Source organism: Streptacidiphilus sp. PB12-B1b, from assembly GCF_014084125.1.
Classification (GTDB): Bacteria; Actinomycetota; Actinomycetes; order Streptomycetales; family Streptomycetaceae; genus Streptacidiphilus.
Genome location: NZ_CP048405.1, coordinates 3,872,914 through 3,887,813, shown reverse-complemented (window position 1 = coordinate 3,887,813; position 14,900 = coordinate 3,872,914). Strand labels below are relative to the sequence as shown.

The 14,900-nt window shown below is 72.1% G+C and carries 15 protein-coding genes and 1 pseudogene; 9 read left to right on the top strand and 7 right to left on the bottom strand.

The window, feature by feature from the left end:
* Positions 1-31: 31 nt before the first annotated feature.
* Both tkt and GXW83_RS17305 read right to left on the bottom strand, forming a co-directional pair.
* Positions 32-2,233 carry a transketolase gene (gene tkt / locus GXW83_RS17310; protein WP_182443954.1) on the bottom strand — a complete coding sequence of 734 codons (2,202 nt, stop codon included), beginning with the start codon at positions 2,231-2,233 and terminating at the stop codon, positions 32-34.
* 68 nt (positions 2,234-2,301) lie between these two features.
* Positions 2,302-2,775, bottom strand: a complete 474-nt coding sequence (locus GXW83_RS17305; RefSeq protein ID WP_182443953.1) for a hemerythrin domain-containing protein — start codon at positions 2,773-2,775, stop codon at positions 2,302-2,304.
* A 235-nt stretch (positions 2,776-3,010) separates the two neighbouring features.
* On the opposite strand from GXW83_RS17305, the pseudogene GXW83_RS17300 reads away from it, so the two are divergent.
* A pseudogene (locus tag GXW83_RS17300) lies at positions 3,011-4,194 on the top strand (zinc-dependent alcohol dehydrogenase).
* Between the two features lie 82 nt (positions 4,195-4,276).
* Here GXW83_RS17300 and GXW83_RS17295 read toward each other — a convergent pair.
* The gene (locus tag GXW83_RS17295; RefSeq protein WP_182443952.1) at positions 4,277-4,585 is read right to left on the bottom strand and encodes a hypothetical protein; all 309 of its coding nucleotides are present in this window, start codon (positions 4,583-4,585) and stop codon (positions 4,277-4,279) included.
* A 312-nt stretch (positions 4,586-4,897) separates the two neighbouring features.
* On the bottom strand, positions 4,898-5,116 hold the full coding sequence (locus GXW83_RS17290; RefSeq protein ID WP_182443951.1) for a hypothetical protein: 219 nt from the start codon (positions 5,114-5,116) through the stop codon (positions 4,898-4,900).
* A gap of 106 nt (positions 5,117-5,222) precedes the next feature.
* Between GXW83_RS17290 and GXW83_RS17285 the strand changes: the two genes are divergently transcribed.
* The 3 genes from GXW83_RS17285 to GXW83_RS17275 are packed head-to-tail and all read left to right on the top strand — an operon-like array spanning position 5,223 to position 7,683.
* The gene (locus GXW83_RS17285) at positions 5,223-6,032 is read left to right on the top strand and encodes an alpha/beta fold hydrolase (protein ID WP_182443950.1); all 810 of its coding nucleotides are present in this window, start codon (positions 5,223-5,225) and stop codon (positions 6,030-6,032) included.
* Entirely contained in the window at positions 6,032-7,339 is a 1,308-nt protein-coding gene (locus GXW83_RS17280; RefSeq protein ID WP_182443949.1) for a PP2C family protein-serine/threonine phosphatase, read from the top strand. Before GXW83_RS17285 ends, GXW83_RS17280 begins: the two co-directional genes overlap by 1 nt.
* Positions 7,339-7,683: an STAS domain-containing protein gene (locus tag GXW83_RS17275; RefSeq protein WP_182443948.1), complete on the top strand. Its 345-nt coding sequence runs from the start codon at positions 7,339-7,341 to the stop codon at positions 7,681-7,683. The genes GXW83_RS17280 and GXW83_RS17275 overlap by 1 nt, the downstream gene beginning before the upstream one ends.
* 10 nt (positions 7,684-7,693) lie before the next feature.
* On the opposite strand, the gene GXW83_RS17270 is transcribed toward GXW83_RS17275, so the two are convergent.
* On the bottom strand, positions 7,694-8,398 hold the full coding sequence (locus GXW83_RS17270; protein ID WP_182443947.1) for a TetR/AcrR family transcriptional regulator: 705 nt from the start codon (positions 8,396-8,398) through the stop codon (positions 7,694-7,696).
* Positions 8,399-8,523: 125 nt separating this feature from the next.
* On the opposite strand from GXW83_RS17270, the gene GXW83_RS17265 reads away from it, so the two are divergent.
* Both GXW83_RS17265 and GXW83_RS17260 read left to right on the top strand, forming a co-directional pair.
* The gene (locus GXW83_RS17265; RefSeq protein WP_182443946.1) at positions 8,524-9,081 is read left to right on the top strand and encodes a hypothetical protein; all 558 of its coding nucleotides are present in this window, start codon (positions 8,524-8,526) and stop codon (positions 9,079-9,081) included.
* A 56-nt stretch (positions 9,082-9,137) separates the two neighbouring features.
* Entirely contained in the window at positions 9,138-9,524 is a 387-nt protein-coding gene (locus GXW83_RS17260; protein ID WP_182443945.1) for a hypothetical protein, read from the top strand.
* Positions 9,525-9,563: 39 nt separating this feature from the next.
* On the opposite strand, the gene glgX is transcribed toward GXW83_RS17260, so the two are convergent.
* The gene (gene glgX, locus GXW83_RS17255) at positions 9,564-11,660 is read right to left on the bottom strand and encodes a glycogen debranching protein GlgX (RefSeq protein WP_182447380.1); all 2,097 of its coding nucleotides are present in this window, start codon (positions 11,658-11,660) and stop codon (positions 9,564-9,566) included.
* Between the two features lie 114 nt (positions 11,661-11,774).
* Here glgX and GXW83_RS17250 point away from each other — a divergent pair, with 114 nt between their 5' ends.
* On the top strand, positions 11,775-11,978 hold the full coding sequence (locus tag GXW83_RS17250) for a hypothetical protein (protein ID WP_182443944.1): 204 nt from the start codon (positions 11,775-11,777) through the stop codon (positions 11,976-11,978).
* Positions 11,979-12,000: 22 nt separating this feature from the next.
* On the opposite strand, the gene GXW83_RS17245 is transcribed toward GXW83_RS17250, so the two are convergent.
* On the bottom strand, positions 12,001-13,266 hold the full coding sequence (locus GXW83_RS17245) for an MFS transporter (RefSeq protein ID WP_225447055.1): 1,266 nt from the start codon (positions 13,264-13,266) through the stop codon (positions 12,001-12,003).
* Positions 13,267-13,421: 155 nt separating this feature from the next.
* On the opposite strand from GXW83_RS17245, the gene GXW83_RS17240 reads away from it, so the two are divergent.
* Both GXW83_RS17240 and GXW83_RS17235 read left to right on the top strand, forming a co-directional pair.
* Entirely contained in the window at positions 13,422-14,189 is a 768-nt protein-coding gene (locus GXW83_RS17240; RefSeq protein ID WP_182443942.1) for a helix-turn-helix transcriptional regulator, read from the top strand.
* Between the two features lie 66 nt (positions 14,190-14,255).
* Complete coding sequence (locus tag GXW83_RS17235; RefSeq protein WP_182443941.1) at positions 14,256-14,759, top strand: metallophosphoesterase; 504 nt, start codon at positions 14,256-14,258, stop codon at positions 14,757-14,759.
* Positions 14,760-14,900: the final 141 nt, after the last annotated feature.

The window sequence follows — 14,900 nt, the reverse complement described above, 5'->3', positions numbered from 1 at the left end:
GGGTGGTGGGCCTTCGGGGTTCGGGCCCGGGTCAGGTGCGGTCGCCGGTGCCGCCCTCGGTGGGGGCGGACTTCTGCTGCCGGCCGCCGGGGCGTGCCGGTCGGCGGGTGTCCTCGATGCTGTCGTGGGCGGCGGCCGCGACCGCCTCCGGGGTGATGCCGAACTCGGTGTACAGGCGCTGGTAGTCGGCGGAGGCGCCGTAGTGCTCCAGGCTGACGATGCGTCCGGCGTCGCCGACGACCTCGCGCCAGCCCTGGCCGACCGCCGCCTCCACGCTGACCCGGGCCCGGACCTCGGGCGGCAGGACCTGGTCGCGGTAGTCGAGGGGCTGGGCGTCGAACCACTCCCGGCAGGGCATCGAGACCACCCGCGCCGCCACGCCCTCCTGCGCCAGCTGCGTGCGGGCGGCCAGGGCGATCTGCACCTCGGAGCCGGTGGCGACCAGGATGACGTCCGGGACCGCCCCGTCGGCGGGGTCCGCCAGGACGTATCCGCCGCGGGCCGCCTGCTGCGCGGGGGCGTACTCGCCGCTGTCGCGGTCCAGCACCGGCAGGTTCTGCCGGGACAGGATCAGCCCGGCGGGCCGGTCCTTGTGCTCCAGGATGGTGCGCCAGCAGGCGGTGGTCTCGTTGGCGTCGGCCGGGCGGACCACGTCCAGGCCGGGGATGGCCCGCAGCGCGGCCAGGTGCTCGACGGGCTGGTGGGTGGGGCCGTCCTCGCCCAGGCCGATGGAATCGTGCGTCCACACGTAGGTGGCGGGCAGCTTCATCAGCGCGGCCAGGCGCACGGCCGGCCGCATGTAGTCGGAGAAGGTGAGGAACGTGCCGCCGTAGGGGCGGGTCAGGCTCTGCAGGGCGATGCCGTTGAGGATGGAGCCCATGGCGTGCTCACGGATGCCGAAGTGCAGCGTGCGCCCGTAGGGGCCGCCCTTCCACTCCTTGGTCTGCCGGTCGGCCGGCACGAAGGAGGGCTCGCCGTCCATGGTGGTGTTGTTGCTCCCGGCCAGGTCGGCCGAGCCGCCCCAGAGCTCCGGCAGCACCGGTGCCAGCGCGGAGAGCACCTTGCCCGAGGCGGCGCGGGTGGCCATGCCCTTGTCGTCGGCGGGGAAGACCGGCAGAGCGTCCGTCCAGCCCTCGGGGAAGCGCTGCGCCTGGAGCCGGTCCAGCAGCGCGGCGCGGTCGGGGTTGGCCGTGCGCCAGGCCGCGAAGTCCTGGTCCCACGCGGTGTGGGCCTGGCGGCCCCGGTCGGACGCCTGGCGGGTACGGGCCAGAACCTCGTCCTCGACGACGAAGTGACGCTCCGGGTCGAAGCCCAGCAGGGCCTTGGTGGCGGCGATCTCGTCCTCGCCCAGCGCCGAGCCGTGCGCCTTGCCGCTGTTCTGCTTGGTGGGGGCGGGCCAGCCGATCAGGGTCCGCAGCATGATCAGCGAGGGGCGGCCGGTCTCGTCGCGGGCGGCTTCGACCGCGGCCAGCAGCGCGTCCACGTCCTCGACGTAGGAGCCGGTGCGGGTCCAGTCGACGGTCTGCACGTGCCAGCCGTAGGCGGCGAAGCGGGCCGGGACGTCCTCACTGAAGGAGACGTCGGTGTCGTCCTCGATGGAGATGTGGTTGGAGTCGTAGAAGACCGTCAGATTGCCCAGCTCCTGGTGCCCGGCCAGGGAGGCGGCCTCGCTGCTGACGCCCTCCATCAGGTCGCCGTCGGAGGCGATGACGTACACGTGGTGGTCGAAGGGGCTGGTGCCCGGCTCGGCGTCCGGGTCGAGCAGGCCGCGCTCGCGGCGCCCCGACATCGCCATGCCGACCGCGCTGGCCAGGCCCTGGCCCAGCGGCCCGGTGGTGATCTCCACGCCGCGGGTGTGCCGGTGCTCCGGGTGGCCCGGCGTGGCCGAGCCCCAGGTCCGCAGGGCCTCCAGGTCCGACAGCTCCAGGCCGTAGCCGGTCAGGTAGAGCTGGATGTAGAGGGTCAGGCTGGAGTGCCCGCAGGAAAGGACGAACCGGTCCCGCCCGAGCCACTGGTCGTCGTTGGGGTCGTGCCGCATCACGTTCTGGAACAGCAGCTGGGCCAGCGGGGCCAGGCTCATCGCCGTCCCCGGATGGCCGTTGCCGACCTTCTGCACGGCATCGGCCGCCAGCAGCCGCACGGTGTCCACCGCGCGCACGTCCACCGCATCCCAACCGGCGCGCTCCGCCACCGGCAGCGCCAGACCCTTGTCCCGCTCGAACCCACTCGCCATGCCACATCCCTTTCGAAAACCGATTGCCTACGTCGCCGTCGACGCCGTGCCGCCCGCCTGCGGACGCTCTACTCGTGGGCGCTGGGGACCTTGAGCGGGTCACGCGGAGCGGTCGGCTTCGCCTCCGCCATCTGCTCGCCGAGCTCGACCAGGCGGTTGCGCCCCATGGCCGAGCGCACCTGGGGGAACCACTCCTGCTCCTCCTCCTCGACGTGATGGCGCACGTTCTCGATGAGAACGGTCATCTTGGCGTCGAAGGTCTCCTGCTTGGGGTCGAGACCGGCCAGCTCGGAGAGCATCCACAGCACCACGTGGTGCTCCTCGACGCTCTCCAGGACGTGGTCCTTGGTCTCCGGCACGGCCTCGCGGGCGGCCGGGTAGAAGATCTTCTCCTCGATCCAGGTGTGGATCGTCAGCTCCTCGATGACCTTGTCGGCGATGTCCCGCTTGGTCTTGTAGGCGCTGTCCCCTGCCTTCTCGAACTCCTTGAAGAGCTTCTCCACGGTCTTGTGGTCGTCCTTCAACAGCACGATCGCATCCATACCGGCCAACTCCATGTCCTGGGAGGGGGCCCGTTGCCCCGGGCTTGCCCGTTCGTCGCCTACCCGCTTCCAGGAGGTCGATCCATCCGGAATCCACTGGTGCCGACGGGGTTGACTGTAAGTCTCCGCGGAACTGTTTGGACAAAAACGACACGGTTAGGCGTACAGGGATGCAAGGGGCAGGCCGCTCCCTGTTCGCCATGTGGCCGTTCGACGTGTGACCGGAGGAGTGACCATGAGGGCAGTGACCTGGCAGGGCAAGCGGGACGTCCGCGTCGAGACGGTGCCGGACCCGGCGATCAAGGATCCGACCGATGTCATCATCGAGGTCACCTCGACCGGCTTGTGCGGCTCGGACCTGCACCTGTACGAGGTGCTGGGCCCCTTCCTCGGGCAGGGCGACATCCTGGGCCACGAGCCCATGGGCATCGTCAAGGAGACCGGCCCGGAGGTCACCGGCCTGCGCGAGGGCGACCGGGTGGTGGTGCCGTTCAACGTCTCGTGCGGCACCTGCTTCATGTGCGGGCAGGGCCTGCAGTCCCAGTGCGAGACCACCCAGGTGCGCGAGTACGGCAGCGGCGCCTCGCTGTTCGGCTACACCAAGCTCTACGGCCAAGTCCCCGGCGGCCAGGCCGAGTACCTGCGGGTGCCGTTCGGCAACACCCTGCCCATCAAGGTCCCCGAGGGCCCGGCGGACGACCGGTTCGTCTTCCTGTCCGACGTCCTGCCCACCGCCTGGCAGGCCGTCGACTACGCGGCCGTTCCGCCCGGCGGCAGCGTCGTGGTGCTCGGGCTCGGCCCGATCGGCGACATGGCCGCCCGGGTCGCCCTGCACCGCGGCGCCGACCAGGTCATCGGCGTGGACCTGGTCCCCGAACGCCTCGCCCGCGCCCGGTCCCGCGGCGTCCACACCCTGGACCTGACCGAGCAGGGCAAGCACCTGGCCGACACCATCCGCGACCTGACCGGCGGACGCGGGCCGGACGCCGTCATCGACGCGGTCGGCATGGAGGCGCACGGCGCGCCGGTGGGGAAGTTCGCCCAGCAGATGACCTCGCTGCTGCCGGGGCCGGTGGCCGCCAAGATGATGGAGCACGTCGGCATCGACCGGCTGCACGCCCTGTACCTGGCCATCGACATCGTCCGCCGGGGCGGCACCATCTCGCTGTCCGGCGTCTACGGCGGCATGACCGACCCGATGCCGCTGCTGACCATGTTCGACAAGCAGATCCAGCTGCGCATGGGCCAGGCCAACGTCTGGCGCTGGGTGGACGACATCCTCCCGCTGCTCACCGACGAGGACCCGCTGGGCGTCGACACCTTCGCCACCCACCACATCCCCTGGCCGACGCCGCGGGCGCGTACGAGATGTTCCAGAAGAAGCAGGACGGGGCCGTCAAGATCCTCTTCAAGCCCTGATACCCCAGGTGCCGGAAAGGGCCGCACCGCCGCAGGGTTCGTGCTTGCGGCGGTGCGGCCCACTCCCCTGGGGGTCAGCAGATCAGGAGGGCCGGTGCCCGGCGCTCCCGCCTGCGCCTGAGGCGGCTGGGGCCGGGTCGCCGAGGTGCCCGCAGTCGTACAGGGCGCGTCCCATGACGACGCCGGCCGTGTTGTCGGCCGCCATCTGGTCGCTGACCTGTACGGTGCAGGTGAACGCGTAGGCGGGGGGCTCAGGGTCCGGGGTGAACGTCTGGGCCGTCGCGTCGACCTTGGCCCCGTGCGCGGCGAGCGCCGATCTGATCTGCTCGATCGCCTCGTCCGGCAGCGCCCGGGGGAACACGAAGCTGCTCTTGCCGGTGAACTCACCCACGGCAGCGGCCCAGCCCTTCCCGAACGGCGATCACGCCGGGCGCGGTACCGGGCCTCGGCTGGTCCAGGGTCTGGTCTCTCATTGGTCGTACCTCCGTGGGTGGAACGGTTGCCGCTGTCGGATCGCGTACCCGCGACTCCCCCGGCGGCGCATGCGGGGAGCGGGTGCCGACCGGGCGGAGGGCTCGCGGCACCGCAGCGCAGGCCGTCGGCCCGTTCGCGTCATGCACAGCTTGCCCACCACCGGGGCTGCGGGCCTGCGGAGTACCGCCATCCGACGTGCGGCACCACGATCAGAGCGCGCTGCCCCTGGTCAGCGGCTCATGTGGGGCGAGCGGCTCACCTGCCGCATTCCCGCCGCCGGCCGCGCCGCGTTCACGGTTATCCGCTCCCAGCGGTCGACGATCCGCTCGACCGTGTTGCTCGGCCGGGCCGCCCACGGATGAGTGACCACGTGGTCGTGCCAGGCCCACACGGCGGTCACGGCGGCGGACCCGATGGCGATCAGGAAGAAGACGACAAGCTCGAACATGGACACCTCGACATGGACGGCATGGACACCGGTCGCCTACCCCCTGACCGGTCGCCAAACAGCCTCCGGTGCCTGAGCCCGTGCCGGGCCGTGGGACGATGCTGGCATGGACGCAGTCGGCAGGAACAACGTGCGGGTGGCCGGTCAGCCCGGCGGTCCGGTGGTCATGCTCGCGCACGGCTTCGGCTGTGACCAGAACATGTGGCGGCTGGTGCTGCCGGCACTGGCCGAGCGCTTCCGGGTCGTGCTGTTCGACTACGTCGGCTCCGGGCGCTCGGACCCGGCGGCCTGGGACCGTCAGCGCTACTCCTCACTGGACGGGTACGCGACCGACGTCCTGGACATCTGCGACGAGCTGGACCTGACCGAGGTGGTGTTCGTGGGCCACTCGGTCAGCGCCATGGTCGGTGTGCTGGCAGCCGCACGCGCACCGCAGCGCTTCGCCAAGCTGGTCATGGTCGCGCCCTCCCCGCGCTACATCGACGACCCGGCGACCGGCTACACCGGCGGCTTCACCGCCGACGACATCGATGAGCTGCTGGAGTCGCTGGACTCCAACTATCTGGGCTGGTCGGGGGCGATGGCCCCGGTGATCATGGGCAATCCGGACCGCCCCGAACTCGGGCAGGAGCTGACCAACAGCTTCTGCGCCACCGATCCGGAGATGGCCTCGGTGTTCGCCCACACGACCTTCCACTCCGACTCGCGGGCCGATCTGGCGTCGGTGACCGTGCCCACGCTGGTGCTGGAGTGCTCCCAGGACGTCATCGCCCCGCGCGAGGTCGGCGCCTACGTGCACGCCGCCATCCCCGGCAGCCGCCTGGTCACGCTGGACGCCACCGGGCACTGCCCCCAGCTCAGCGCGCCGGAAGCCACCGGGCAGGCCATCGTGGAGTTCGCCGGGGCCGCCCGGTGATGTGCGAGACGGACGGCGGCGACTCCGAGCACCACACCGAAGCCGGAGAGGAGAGCGTGGACGAAGCCGAGCGGGCGCAGTTCTCGGCGCTGCTGGAGGACAGCGCCGAGGATCTGTACGAGCACGCCCCGTGCGGCTACCTGTCCACCATGCTGGACGGCCAGATCGCCAAGGTGAACACCACCCTGCTGGACTGGCTCGGCTACACCCGCGGCCAGCTGGTGGGCCGCCGGCGCTTCGCGGACCTGCTGACGGTGGGCGGCAAGCTCTACCACGAGACGCACTTCGCCCCGCTGCTGGCGATGCAGGGCCAGCTGTCCGGGGTGGCCCTGGAACTCAAGGCCGCCGACGGCAGCCGCCTGCCGGTCCTGGTCACCTCCACGGTCAAGACCGGCAGCGACGGGCAGCCGCTGCTGATCCGCACCACGCTGTTCGACGCCCGCGACCGCCGCGCCTACGAGAAGGAACTGCTGCGCGCCCGCAAGCACGCCGAACAGGCCGCCGCGGAGGCGAAGGCCGCTCACCAGGCGGCCGAGGCCGAGCGCGCCCGCCTGCAGCAGGTGGTGGCCATCCTGCAGAAGAGTCTGCTGCCCCCGGCGCTGCCGCAGGTGCCGGGCCTGGAGGCGGCCGCGTACTACCACCCCGCCTCCGTGGACGAGATCGGCGGTGACTTCTACGACCTGTTCGCCCTCGACGGCGGACGCTGGGGCTTCTTCCTCGGCGACGTCTGCGGCAAGGGCCCGGAGGCCGCCGCAGTCACCTCCCTCATCCGCTACACCCTGCGTGCCGCGTTCCTGGTCGACGGCGACCCGGCCCAGGCGCTGGCCACCCTCCACGCCGCGCTGCACGAGCGCTACGCCGACGAGGACCCGCGCTACTGCACCGCGATCGCCGGCACGCTGACCCCCCACGGCGAAGGCATCGCGGTGACGGTGGCCAGTGGCGGCCATCCGCCCGTCCTGCTGCTGCGCGCCGACGGCACCGCGCAGTACCTGCCCACCCCCGGCGGCACCCTCGTCGGCGTCCTGCCCCGGCCCCACTTCACGGCTGCCGACACCGTGCTGAGGCCCGGGGACACGCTGCTGGCCTACACCGACGGGCTGACCGAGGCCCGTACCCAGGCCGGTCCGCGCTACAACGAGGACGCCCTGCACACCTTCGGCACCGACCTGGCCCCGGCCGGCGCCGAGGCGACCATCAGCGCCCTGAAGACCCTGCTGGAGGGCTTCGGCGACGGACTGGACGACGACACCGCCCTCCTCGCCCTGGGCGTCCCCGCTTCGGGCGCGGCCACGGGCGCCGCGTGATGACGACCGAGCTGACCCTCACCGCCGGGCACAACGCCGCCGGCCCGACCCTGGCGCTGGCCGGCGAGCTGGACCACGACAGCGCCGAGCAGTTCCGCACCGCGATGGACGCCACCGCCCTGCGGTCCGGGCAGGTGCTCACCGTCGACCTGTCCGACCTGACCTTCTGCGACTCGAGCGGCATCACCGCCCTCATCGCCGCCCGCAGGCACGCCCTCGCCCACGGCACGGAGCTCACCCTGGCCCATGTGCCGCCGAGGACCATGCGCGTCCTGAACCTCCTCGGCCTGGACCAGTTCTTCACCATCCACCCGGCCCTTGGGGCCGACAGCGGGCCCGCCTGACCATGCGCCGCTACGGGCGGGGGGTGAGCGTGGCGGTCAGGCCGGTGAGCAGGATGTCCAGGCCGCGTTCGAGTTCGGCGGCGCCGTCGTAGGAGGCCAGGACCGAGGCCAGGCCGCGCAGCAGCGGGAACTCCCCGATCGGCAGCCGGTGGAGGCCCAGGCGCAGCAGGTCGTCGGTCTCATCGGGGTTGTCGACGAGTTCCTGCAGTTCGTCGAGGACGTGGCCGTGGAGCAGCCCGAACAGGGCGCGATAGACGTGCAGGGCGTCGGTGCCGCTGAAGCCGGCCCGGGTGAGCAGGGCGAGCACGGCTTCGAGGGGGCGCAGGGTGCCCCGGGGGCGCAGCGCGAGCGGGGTGGCCAGGGGGCGGGTGACCAGCAGCGGGACGACATTGGGGTGGTCCAGGGCGATGCGGCGGTAGCTGCGGGCGACGGCACGCAGCTGGCCGACCCAGTCGGGGTCGGCGGGGTCGACGGTGAGTTCGTTGAGGACGGTCTCGGCGACGCCGTCGAGCAGGGCGGCCTTGTTGGGTGCGTAGCGGTACAGGCTCATCGGGTCGCGGTCCAGCGCCCGTGCCAGGCGGCGCATGGAGAGCTTCTCGATGCCCTCCCGGTCGATGATCTCCAACGCGCAGGCCAGCATCCGCTCCCGGCTGAGCCTGCCGCTCGGAGGCGGGTCGCAGTCCTGCAGGGCCGGATCGGGCGGGGGCTTGGCCATCTCAGCACCTTCCGTCGCTGGGTGTGTGCACCGGTGACACAAAGTTCGTAGGCATACAGCGTAGACATCAGTGTAGTCCGGGCGTTGACTGTAGGTCTACGACGTAAACCCCTCTGGAGCACGTCATGATCATCATTCTCGGACTCATCCTGCTCGTGGCGGCGGCCGTTGTCGCATTGGTCGGTATCTTCAGCAACACCGGCAGCGCGCACGCCCTCAGCCACTTCTCGATCTTCGGTCAGCACATGACCGGCTCCACCGGCGCGCTGTTCCTCTTCGGCATCATCGTCGGGGCCGTGGCGATGCTGGGGCTGGGCCTGATGCTGACCGGGGCCCGCCGCACCTCCCGGCGCGCCGGCGAAGCCCGGCACAGCCTGCACCGCTCGCGCCGCGAGACGGCCGCCACGCACAGGAACCACGACGACCTGGTCGACCAGCGCGACACGGCCCAGGCCGAGGCGGCCTCCGCCGCCGAGGAGCGCGATCACCTCGCCGGCCAGCGCGACGACCTGATCAGCCAGCAGGAGCTCCTGCGCACCCAGCCGTCCGGCCCGCTGGAGGGCCGAGCCGCGCAGACCGCCGGCGAGCAGACCGGCAGCGATCAGGCCCTGCAGACCGACGACGAGCCGGCCTCGACCGACAACCCGCGCAGGCCCAACCGCTGGCACCGCTTCGCCCACTGACCAGCCGTCACGCACCGTCAACGCACCAGGGAACCGACAGGAACAGGAGAACGGTCATGTCGAAGGAGAACACCGAGCCGACCGCGCCGACGCAGGGCAAGCAGACGACGGGCATGCAGCGGGACGTCCCGGAGCACGGCTGGGGCCCGAGCGTGGACGCCACCCCCACCCAGGACAACCCGAGCGCGCACCGCTCCTTCCATCCGGATGAGTACGCCCCCAAGCCGGGCCCGGGCCGGACCGTCTCCAAGGAGGAGACCGGCAAGGTCACCGGCAACACCGTCAAGAGCGACGGCCGCCGGGGTGAGGACCACGCGAAGAAGGGCGGCCAGCAGGGCCACCACGACACCGGGCCCAAGGGCGCCTCGCAGCGGCCCAGCGGCGGCAGGGACGCCTCGTCCGTCACCGGAGTCGACCCGCAGGACCCCGCCCCCCAGGACTGACCGGGGAGCGAGGCCCTGACGGGTCACCGCGCGCGGTGATCAGCGGCGGATGAGGACCAGCGTGCTGCGCCCTTCGATGCGCACGGTGCTCTCCGCCTGCCGCTCCTCGGCGGCGCCCTGGCCGAGCGGGTCGGCGGTGTCGACGGCGACGGCCCAGGTCAGGCCGTACTCCTTGCCGGGGAGGCGGAAGTCCAGGGGTTCGTGGTGGCCGTTGAACAGGATCAGGAAGGAGTCGTCGGTGACCCGGTTTCCCTGCTGGTCGGGCTCGGTGATGGCGTCGCCGTTGAGGAAGACGGCGACCGAGCGGGCTTCCTCCCAGTGCCAGTGCGTGTCCTGCATCTGTCGGCCGTCGGGCAGCAGCCAGGCCAGGTCGCCGATCTGCTCGCCCTCGGCCGCGCCCTGGAAGAAGCGCCGACGGCGCAGGACGGGGTGGTCGCGGCGCAGCCGGACCAGCCGCCGGGTGAAGTCCAGCAGCTCCCGCCGTGCGTCGTCGAGGTCCCAGTCGACCCAGGAGAGCTCGTTGTCCTGGCAGTAGGCGTTGTTGTTGCCCTGCTGGGTGCGGCCGAGTTCGTCGCCGTGGGCGATCATCGGGACGCCCTGGGAGAGCAGCAGGGTGGTGAGCAGGTTGCGCTGCTGGCGGGCGCGCAGCTCCAGCACGGCCGGATCGTCGGTGTCGCCCTCCGCGCCGCAGTTCCAGGAGCTGTTGCTGTTGTCCCCGTCGTTGCCGTCCTCGCCGTTGGCCTCGTTGTGCTTGTCGTTGTACGAGACCAGGTCGCGCAGGGTGAAGCCGTCGTGCGCGGTGACGAAGTTGATGCTGGCCAGCGGGCGCCGCCGGTCGTGCTTGTACAGGTCGGAGGAGCCGGTGATGCGGGAGGCGAACTCGGGCAGGGTGGCCTCGGCTCCGCGCCAGAAGTCGCGGACGGTGTCGCGGTAGCGGCCGTTCCACTCGGTCCACAGCGGCGGGAACATGCCGACCTGGTAGCCGCCGTCGCCGATGTCCCAGGGTTCGGCGATGAGCTTGACCTGGCTGATGACCGGGTCCTGCTGGACCAGGTCGAAGAACGCGGAGAGCTTGTCGACCTCGTGGAACTGCCGGGCCAGGGTGGCGGCCAGATCGAAGCGGAAGCCGTCGACGTGCATCTCGGTGACCCAGTAGCGCAGCGAGTCCATGATCAGCTGCAGCACGCTGGGGTGGTGCATCAGCAGGCTGTTGCCGGTGCCGGTGGTGTCGAAGTAGTGCGCCGGGTCGTCGTTGACCAGCCGGTAGTAGGCGTTGTTGTCGATGCCCCGGAACGAGAGGGTGGGGCCGAGCTCGTTGCCTTCGGCGGTGTGGTTGTAGACCACGTCGAGGATGACCTCGATCCCGGCGGCGTGCAGGTTCTTGACCATCTGTTTGAACTCGGTGACCTGCTCGCCCCGGGTGCCGGAGGAGGCGTAGCCGTTGTGCGGGGCGAAGAAGCCGATGGTGTTGTAGCCCCAGTAGTTGGACAGCCCGCGCTCCCGCAGGTGGCCGTCCTGGACGAACTGGTGCACGGGCATCAGTTCGACGGCGGTGACGCCCAGTTCGCTGAGGTGCTCGATGATCGCGGGGTGGCCGATGCCGGCGTAGCTGCCCCGGATCTCCTCGGGCAGGCCGGGGTGGGTGCGGGTGAGCCCCTTGACGTGCGCCTCGTAGATCACCGAGTGGTGGTAGGCGAGGTCCGGGGCGCGGTCGTCCCCCCAGTCGAAGGCGGGGTCGGTGACCACGGAGAGCATGGTGTGGCCCAGGCTGTCGGCGGTGTTCGGCTCCCCGGGGTTGTCGAAGAGGTAGCCGAACAGGGAGGGGTCGTCGTCCGTCTGCCCGTCGATCGCCTTGGCGTACGGGTCGAGCAGCAGCTTGGACGGGTTGCAGCGGTGGCCCTGGTCGGGCTGGTAGGGGCCGTGGATCCGGTAGCCGTAGCGCTGGCCCGGGCCCACCCCCTCCAGGTAGGCGTGCCAGACGTAGCCGTCGACCTCGGTGAGGGTGACGCACTCCTGGGTGCCGTCGTCGGCGATCAGTGCCAGTTCTACACGTTCGGCGATCTCGGAGAAGAGCGAGAAGTTGGTGCCGGAGCCGTCGTAGGTGGCTCCCAGCGGATAGGAGCGACCGGGCCGCATCGTCGTCATGGGACGCGGCTGCCCCGTGGCGGCGTCGGTACACCGGTCCGGCGCCCGGTGCCCGCGCGGGTCGCCGCAGGCATGGCTGGGGCGCTGCGGGGGAACAGGTCCGCCATGACTGATCGACGTCCCTTGGGACTTCCGTCCTTCTCCGAGCCCGCGGCCCCGGTCGCCGCCACGGACAGGCCCCTGGTACCGCCGGTGGACCGAGCGCTGTTCCAGGCCCCGCCGCCGGATCCGTCCGACCGGCCCGCCCCGGCGCGGCGCGCCCTGGCGGCCGGGGGTCTGACGTTCTCCGACGGCGGCCCGTCGGCCTGACGGCGGCCCCGGACGTCCCGCCTCACCGATCAGTGCGGTAGTGCCAGAAGGGCCGGACGGCGAGGGCTGCGGCCAGGACCAGTACCAGGCAGAGCAGGGCGCTGCCGGACCAGGCGAGGGTGAGCGTGGTGGTGGCCGCCATGGCTCCGGCGCGGAGGTCCCCCAGCCGGGGGCCGCCGGAGACGACGACGGTGAAGACGCCCTGCATCCGTCCCCGCATCTCGTCCGGGGCGTGGGTCTGCAGGATCGTCTGCCGGTAGACGGCGCTGACCAGGTCCGCCGCGCCGGCCAGGGCGAGCAGCAGGACGGCGAGCCACAGGGTGCGGGCCAGACCGGCCAGCGCGATGGCGACCGCCCAGCCCAGCACGGCGAAGGTGAGCGCCCTGCCCTGGCGCCGCACGCGTCCGATCCACCCGCTGCACAGCCCGGCCAGCACCGAGCCGATGGCGACCGACGAGTACAGCAGGCCGACCCCGCCGTGGAACCGCGCCGCGGCTGCCTCGGGGAACAGGGCGTTGGGCATGGCCAGCACCATGGCGGCGATGTCCACCGCGAACGACATCAGCAGCACCGGGCTGCCGCTGATGAAGCGCAGGCCGTCGAGGACGGCGCGCGCGCCCGAACCGGCTGGCGTCCCCGTCGGTCTGATGGAGGGGAGCCGGTAGGTGGAGTACAGCGACAGGGTGAACAGCAGGGCGTCGACGCCGTAGGCGTAGGCGAAGCCGTGCGGCAGGGCGACGAGGGCGCCGGCGGCGAGCGGGCCGAGGATCTGGCTGACGTTGCCGACGGTGAAGCTCAGTGTGTTGGCGGCCGGGACCAGGTCGGGCGGCACGATGCGCGGGATGATGGCGCCGCGGGTCGAGGAGGACACGGCGAAGCCGGCTCCCTGGACGGCGACCAGGACCAGGACCAGCGGCACCGATCCGACGTCCCACAGGGTCCGGGCCAGGAGGGCCAGGGTCACCGCCCAGGTCACCAGGGACGACCACAGGCACAGCTGCCGGCGGTCGACGGCGTCGGCGACGGCCCCGCCGTACAGCCCGAAGACGACGATGGGCACGAACCCGGCGAGCCCGGCCAGGCCCACGTACAGCGACGAGTGCGACATGGCGTAGATCTGCACCGGGACGGCGACCTCGGTCACCATCGTCCCCACCAGCGACGCGCCCTGCCCGAGCACGACCCGCCGGAACTCGGGGACGGCGAGCGGGCGTACGTCCACGGCGGCGCGGCGCAGCCGGCCCGCGAGGCCCGGCTGCGGGGGCGCGGGCTGCTCGGTCGTCGTCACCGCTCGGCCCCGGGGCCGGCCACGGGCAGGGCGGGGGGCGTCGGCCGCCGGCGGTGGCGGCCGTGCCGTGGACGGGCCTGGGCCCCGGGTGCTGTGTTCATGGCGCCACGCTGTCATGGGCGCCGACCGCCGCACTTCCCATATTCTGCCTGATTGTGTCGCAGAACAGCCTTGGACCGCTCGCACCCACCAACGCCCACGATCATGCCCCCGGCGAGGTCATCGACCGCCACCGGCACGACTACCACCAGCTGGTGTACGTCAGCCGGGGCGTCCTCGCCGTCCAGACCGAGGGCGGGGCCTGGGTCGCCTGCGCCGACCGGGCGGTGTGGATCCCCGCGGACACCTGGCACGAGCACCGGGTCTACGGGCACTGCTCGGTGCACACCCTCGGGTTTCCGGCGGGCGAGCCGCCGCTGCCGGTCGCCGCGCCGACCATCGTGGCCGTCGACGGCCTGCTCCGCGAGCTGCTCATCGCCTCCACCGAGCCCGGCCTCCCGGCGCCCGAGTCGCAGCGGCTGCGGGCGGTGCTGGGCGATCGGCTGCGGCGCGCGCACGTCCAGCCCCTGACGCTGCCGGTGGCGCGCGACCCGCGGCTGGCCCACGCCTGCCGGCTGGTCGCCGACGACCTGAGCCGGGCCCGGACCATGGCCTGGCTGGCGCGCAGCGTCGGGGTCGGCGAGCGCACCCTCACCCGGCTCTTCCGGACCGAGTTCGGGATGAGCTACCCCCAGTGGCGCACCAACACCCGGGTCTTCCACGCCATGATCCAGCTGGCCGAGGGAGCGAGCGTCACCGCGACCGGGCAACGCTGCGGCTGGGCCACTGCCAGCGCCTTCATCGACACCTTCGCCCGCACCATGGGCCAGACCCCCGGCGCGTACCGGGCCGCAGCCGGTCTGGAGCCGCCGACCCGCCCCTGACCGGGGATAGTCGTAGCAGGCCGACTGTCCGGCACGGTCACGGCCGCTCATCCTCGGGAGACTCACGTGCGCCTTCTGCTGACCTCGGACACACACGTGCCGACCCGCGCCCGGCACCTGCCCCGTCCGCTGCTCGACGCGGTGGACGAGGCCGACGTCGTCCTCCACGCCGGCGACTGGACCGACACCGCCACCCTGGACCTGCTCCAGGCCAGGTCCAGGCGGCTGGTCGCGGTCCACGGCAACAACGACGGGCCGGCGCTGCGGGAGCGCCTGCCCCTGGTGGCGCGGGTCGAGCTCCAAGGCCTGCGCTTCGGCGTGGTGCACGAGACCGGCCCCGCCCAGGGCCGCGAGCGGCGCTGCGCGGCGCAGTTCCCCGACGTCGACGTCCTGGTCTTCGGGCACAGCCACATCCCCTGGGACAGTCAGGCCCCCGGCGGCCTGCGGCTGCTCAACCCCGGTTCACCGACCGACCGCCGCCGCCAGCCGTTCGCCACCTACCTGACCGCGCGCGTGGCCGAAGGCCGACTCACCGACGTCCTCCTGCACCGCCTGCCGCCCCGCTCCTGACTCCCCGGACGCCGCCGCGGCCGCCGGACCGCGCATCCGCCCCGCCCCGCCGCGCGGGCGGTGCGGGCCGTCCGGGTGAACGGCCCGTGTGGCTGCGGGGCTGAGCCGGGCCGGAGAGAATTGACTGGACAGGCACGGCCG

Bases quoted from the DNA above. Each gene is read 5' to 3' on its own strand.
- tkt (WP_182443954.1), bottom strand. From the start codon at position 2,233: ATGGCGAGTGGGTTCGAGCGGGACAAGGGTCTGGCGCTGCCGGTGGCG.
- GXW83_RS17305 (WP_182443953.1), bottom strand. From the start codon at position 2,775: ATGGATGCGATCGTGCTGTTGAAGGACGACCACAAGACCGTGGAGAAG.
- GXW83_RS17290 (WP_182443951.1), bottom strand. From the start codon at position 5,116: ATGTTCGAGCTTGTCGTCTTCTTCCTGATCGCCATCGGGTCCGCCGCC.
- GXW83_RS17285 (WP_182443950.1), top strand. From the start codon at position 5,223: ATGGACGCAGTCGGCAGGAACAACGTGCGGGTGGCCGGTCAGCCCGGC.
- GXW83_RS17280 (WP_182443949.1), top strand. From the start codon at position 6,032: ATGTGCGAGACGGACGGCGGCGACTCCGAGCACCACACCGAAGCCGGA.
- GXW83_RS17275 (WP_182443948.1), top strand. From the start codon at position 7,339: ATGACGACCGAGCTGACCCTCACCGCCGGGCACAACGCCGCCGGCCCG.
- GXW83_RS17270 (WP_182443947.1), bottom strand. From the start codon at position 8,398: ATGGCCAAGCCCCCGCCCGATCCGGCCCTGCAGGACTGCGACCCGCCT.
- GXW83_RS17265 (WP_182443946.1), top strand. From the start codon at position 8,524: ATGATCATCATTCTCGGACTCATCCTGCTCGTGGCGGCGGCCGTTGTC.
- GXW83_RS17260 (WP_182443945.1), top strand. From the start codon at position 9,138: ATGTCGAAGGAGAACACCGAGCCGACCGCGCCGACGCAGGGCAAGCAG.
- glgX (WP_182447380.1), bottom strand. From the start codon at position 11,660: ATGCGGCCCGGTCGCTCCTATCCGCTGGGAGCCACCTACGACGGCTCC.
- GXW83_RS17250 (WP_182443944.1), top strand. From the start codon at position 11,775: ATGACTGATCGACGTCCCTTGGGACTTCCGTCCTTCTCCGAGCCCGCG.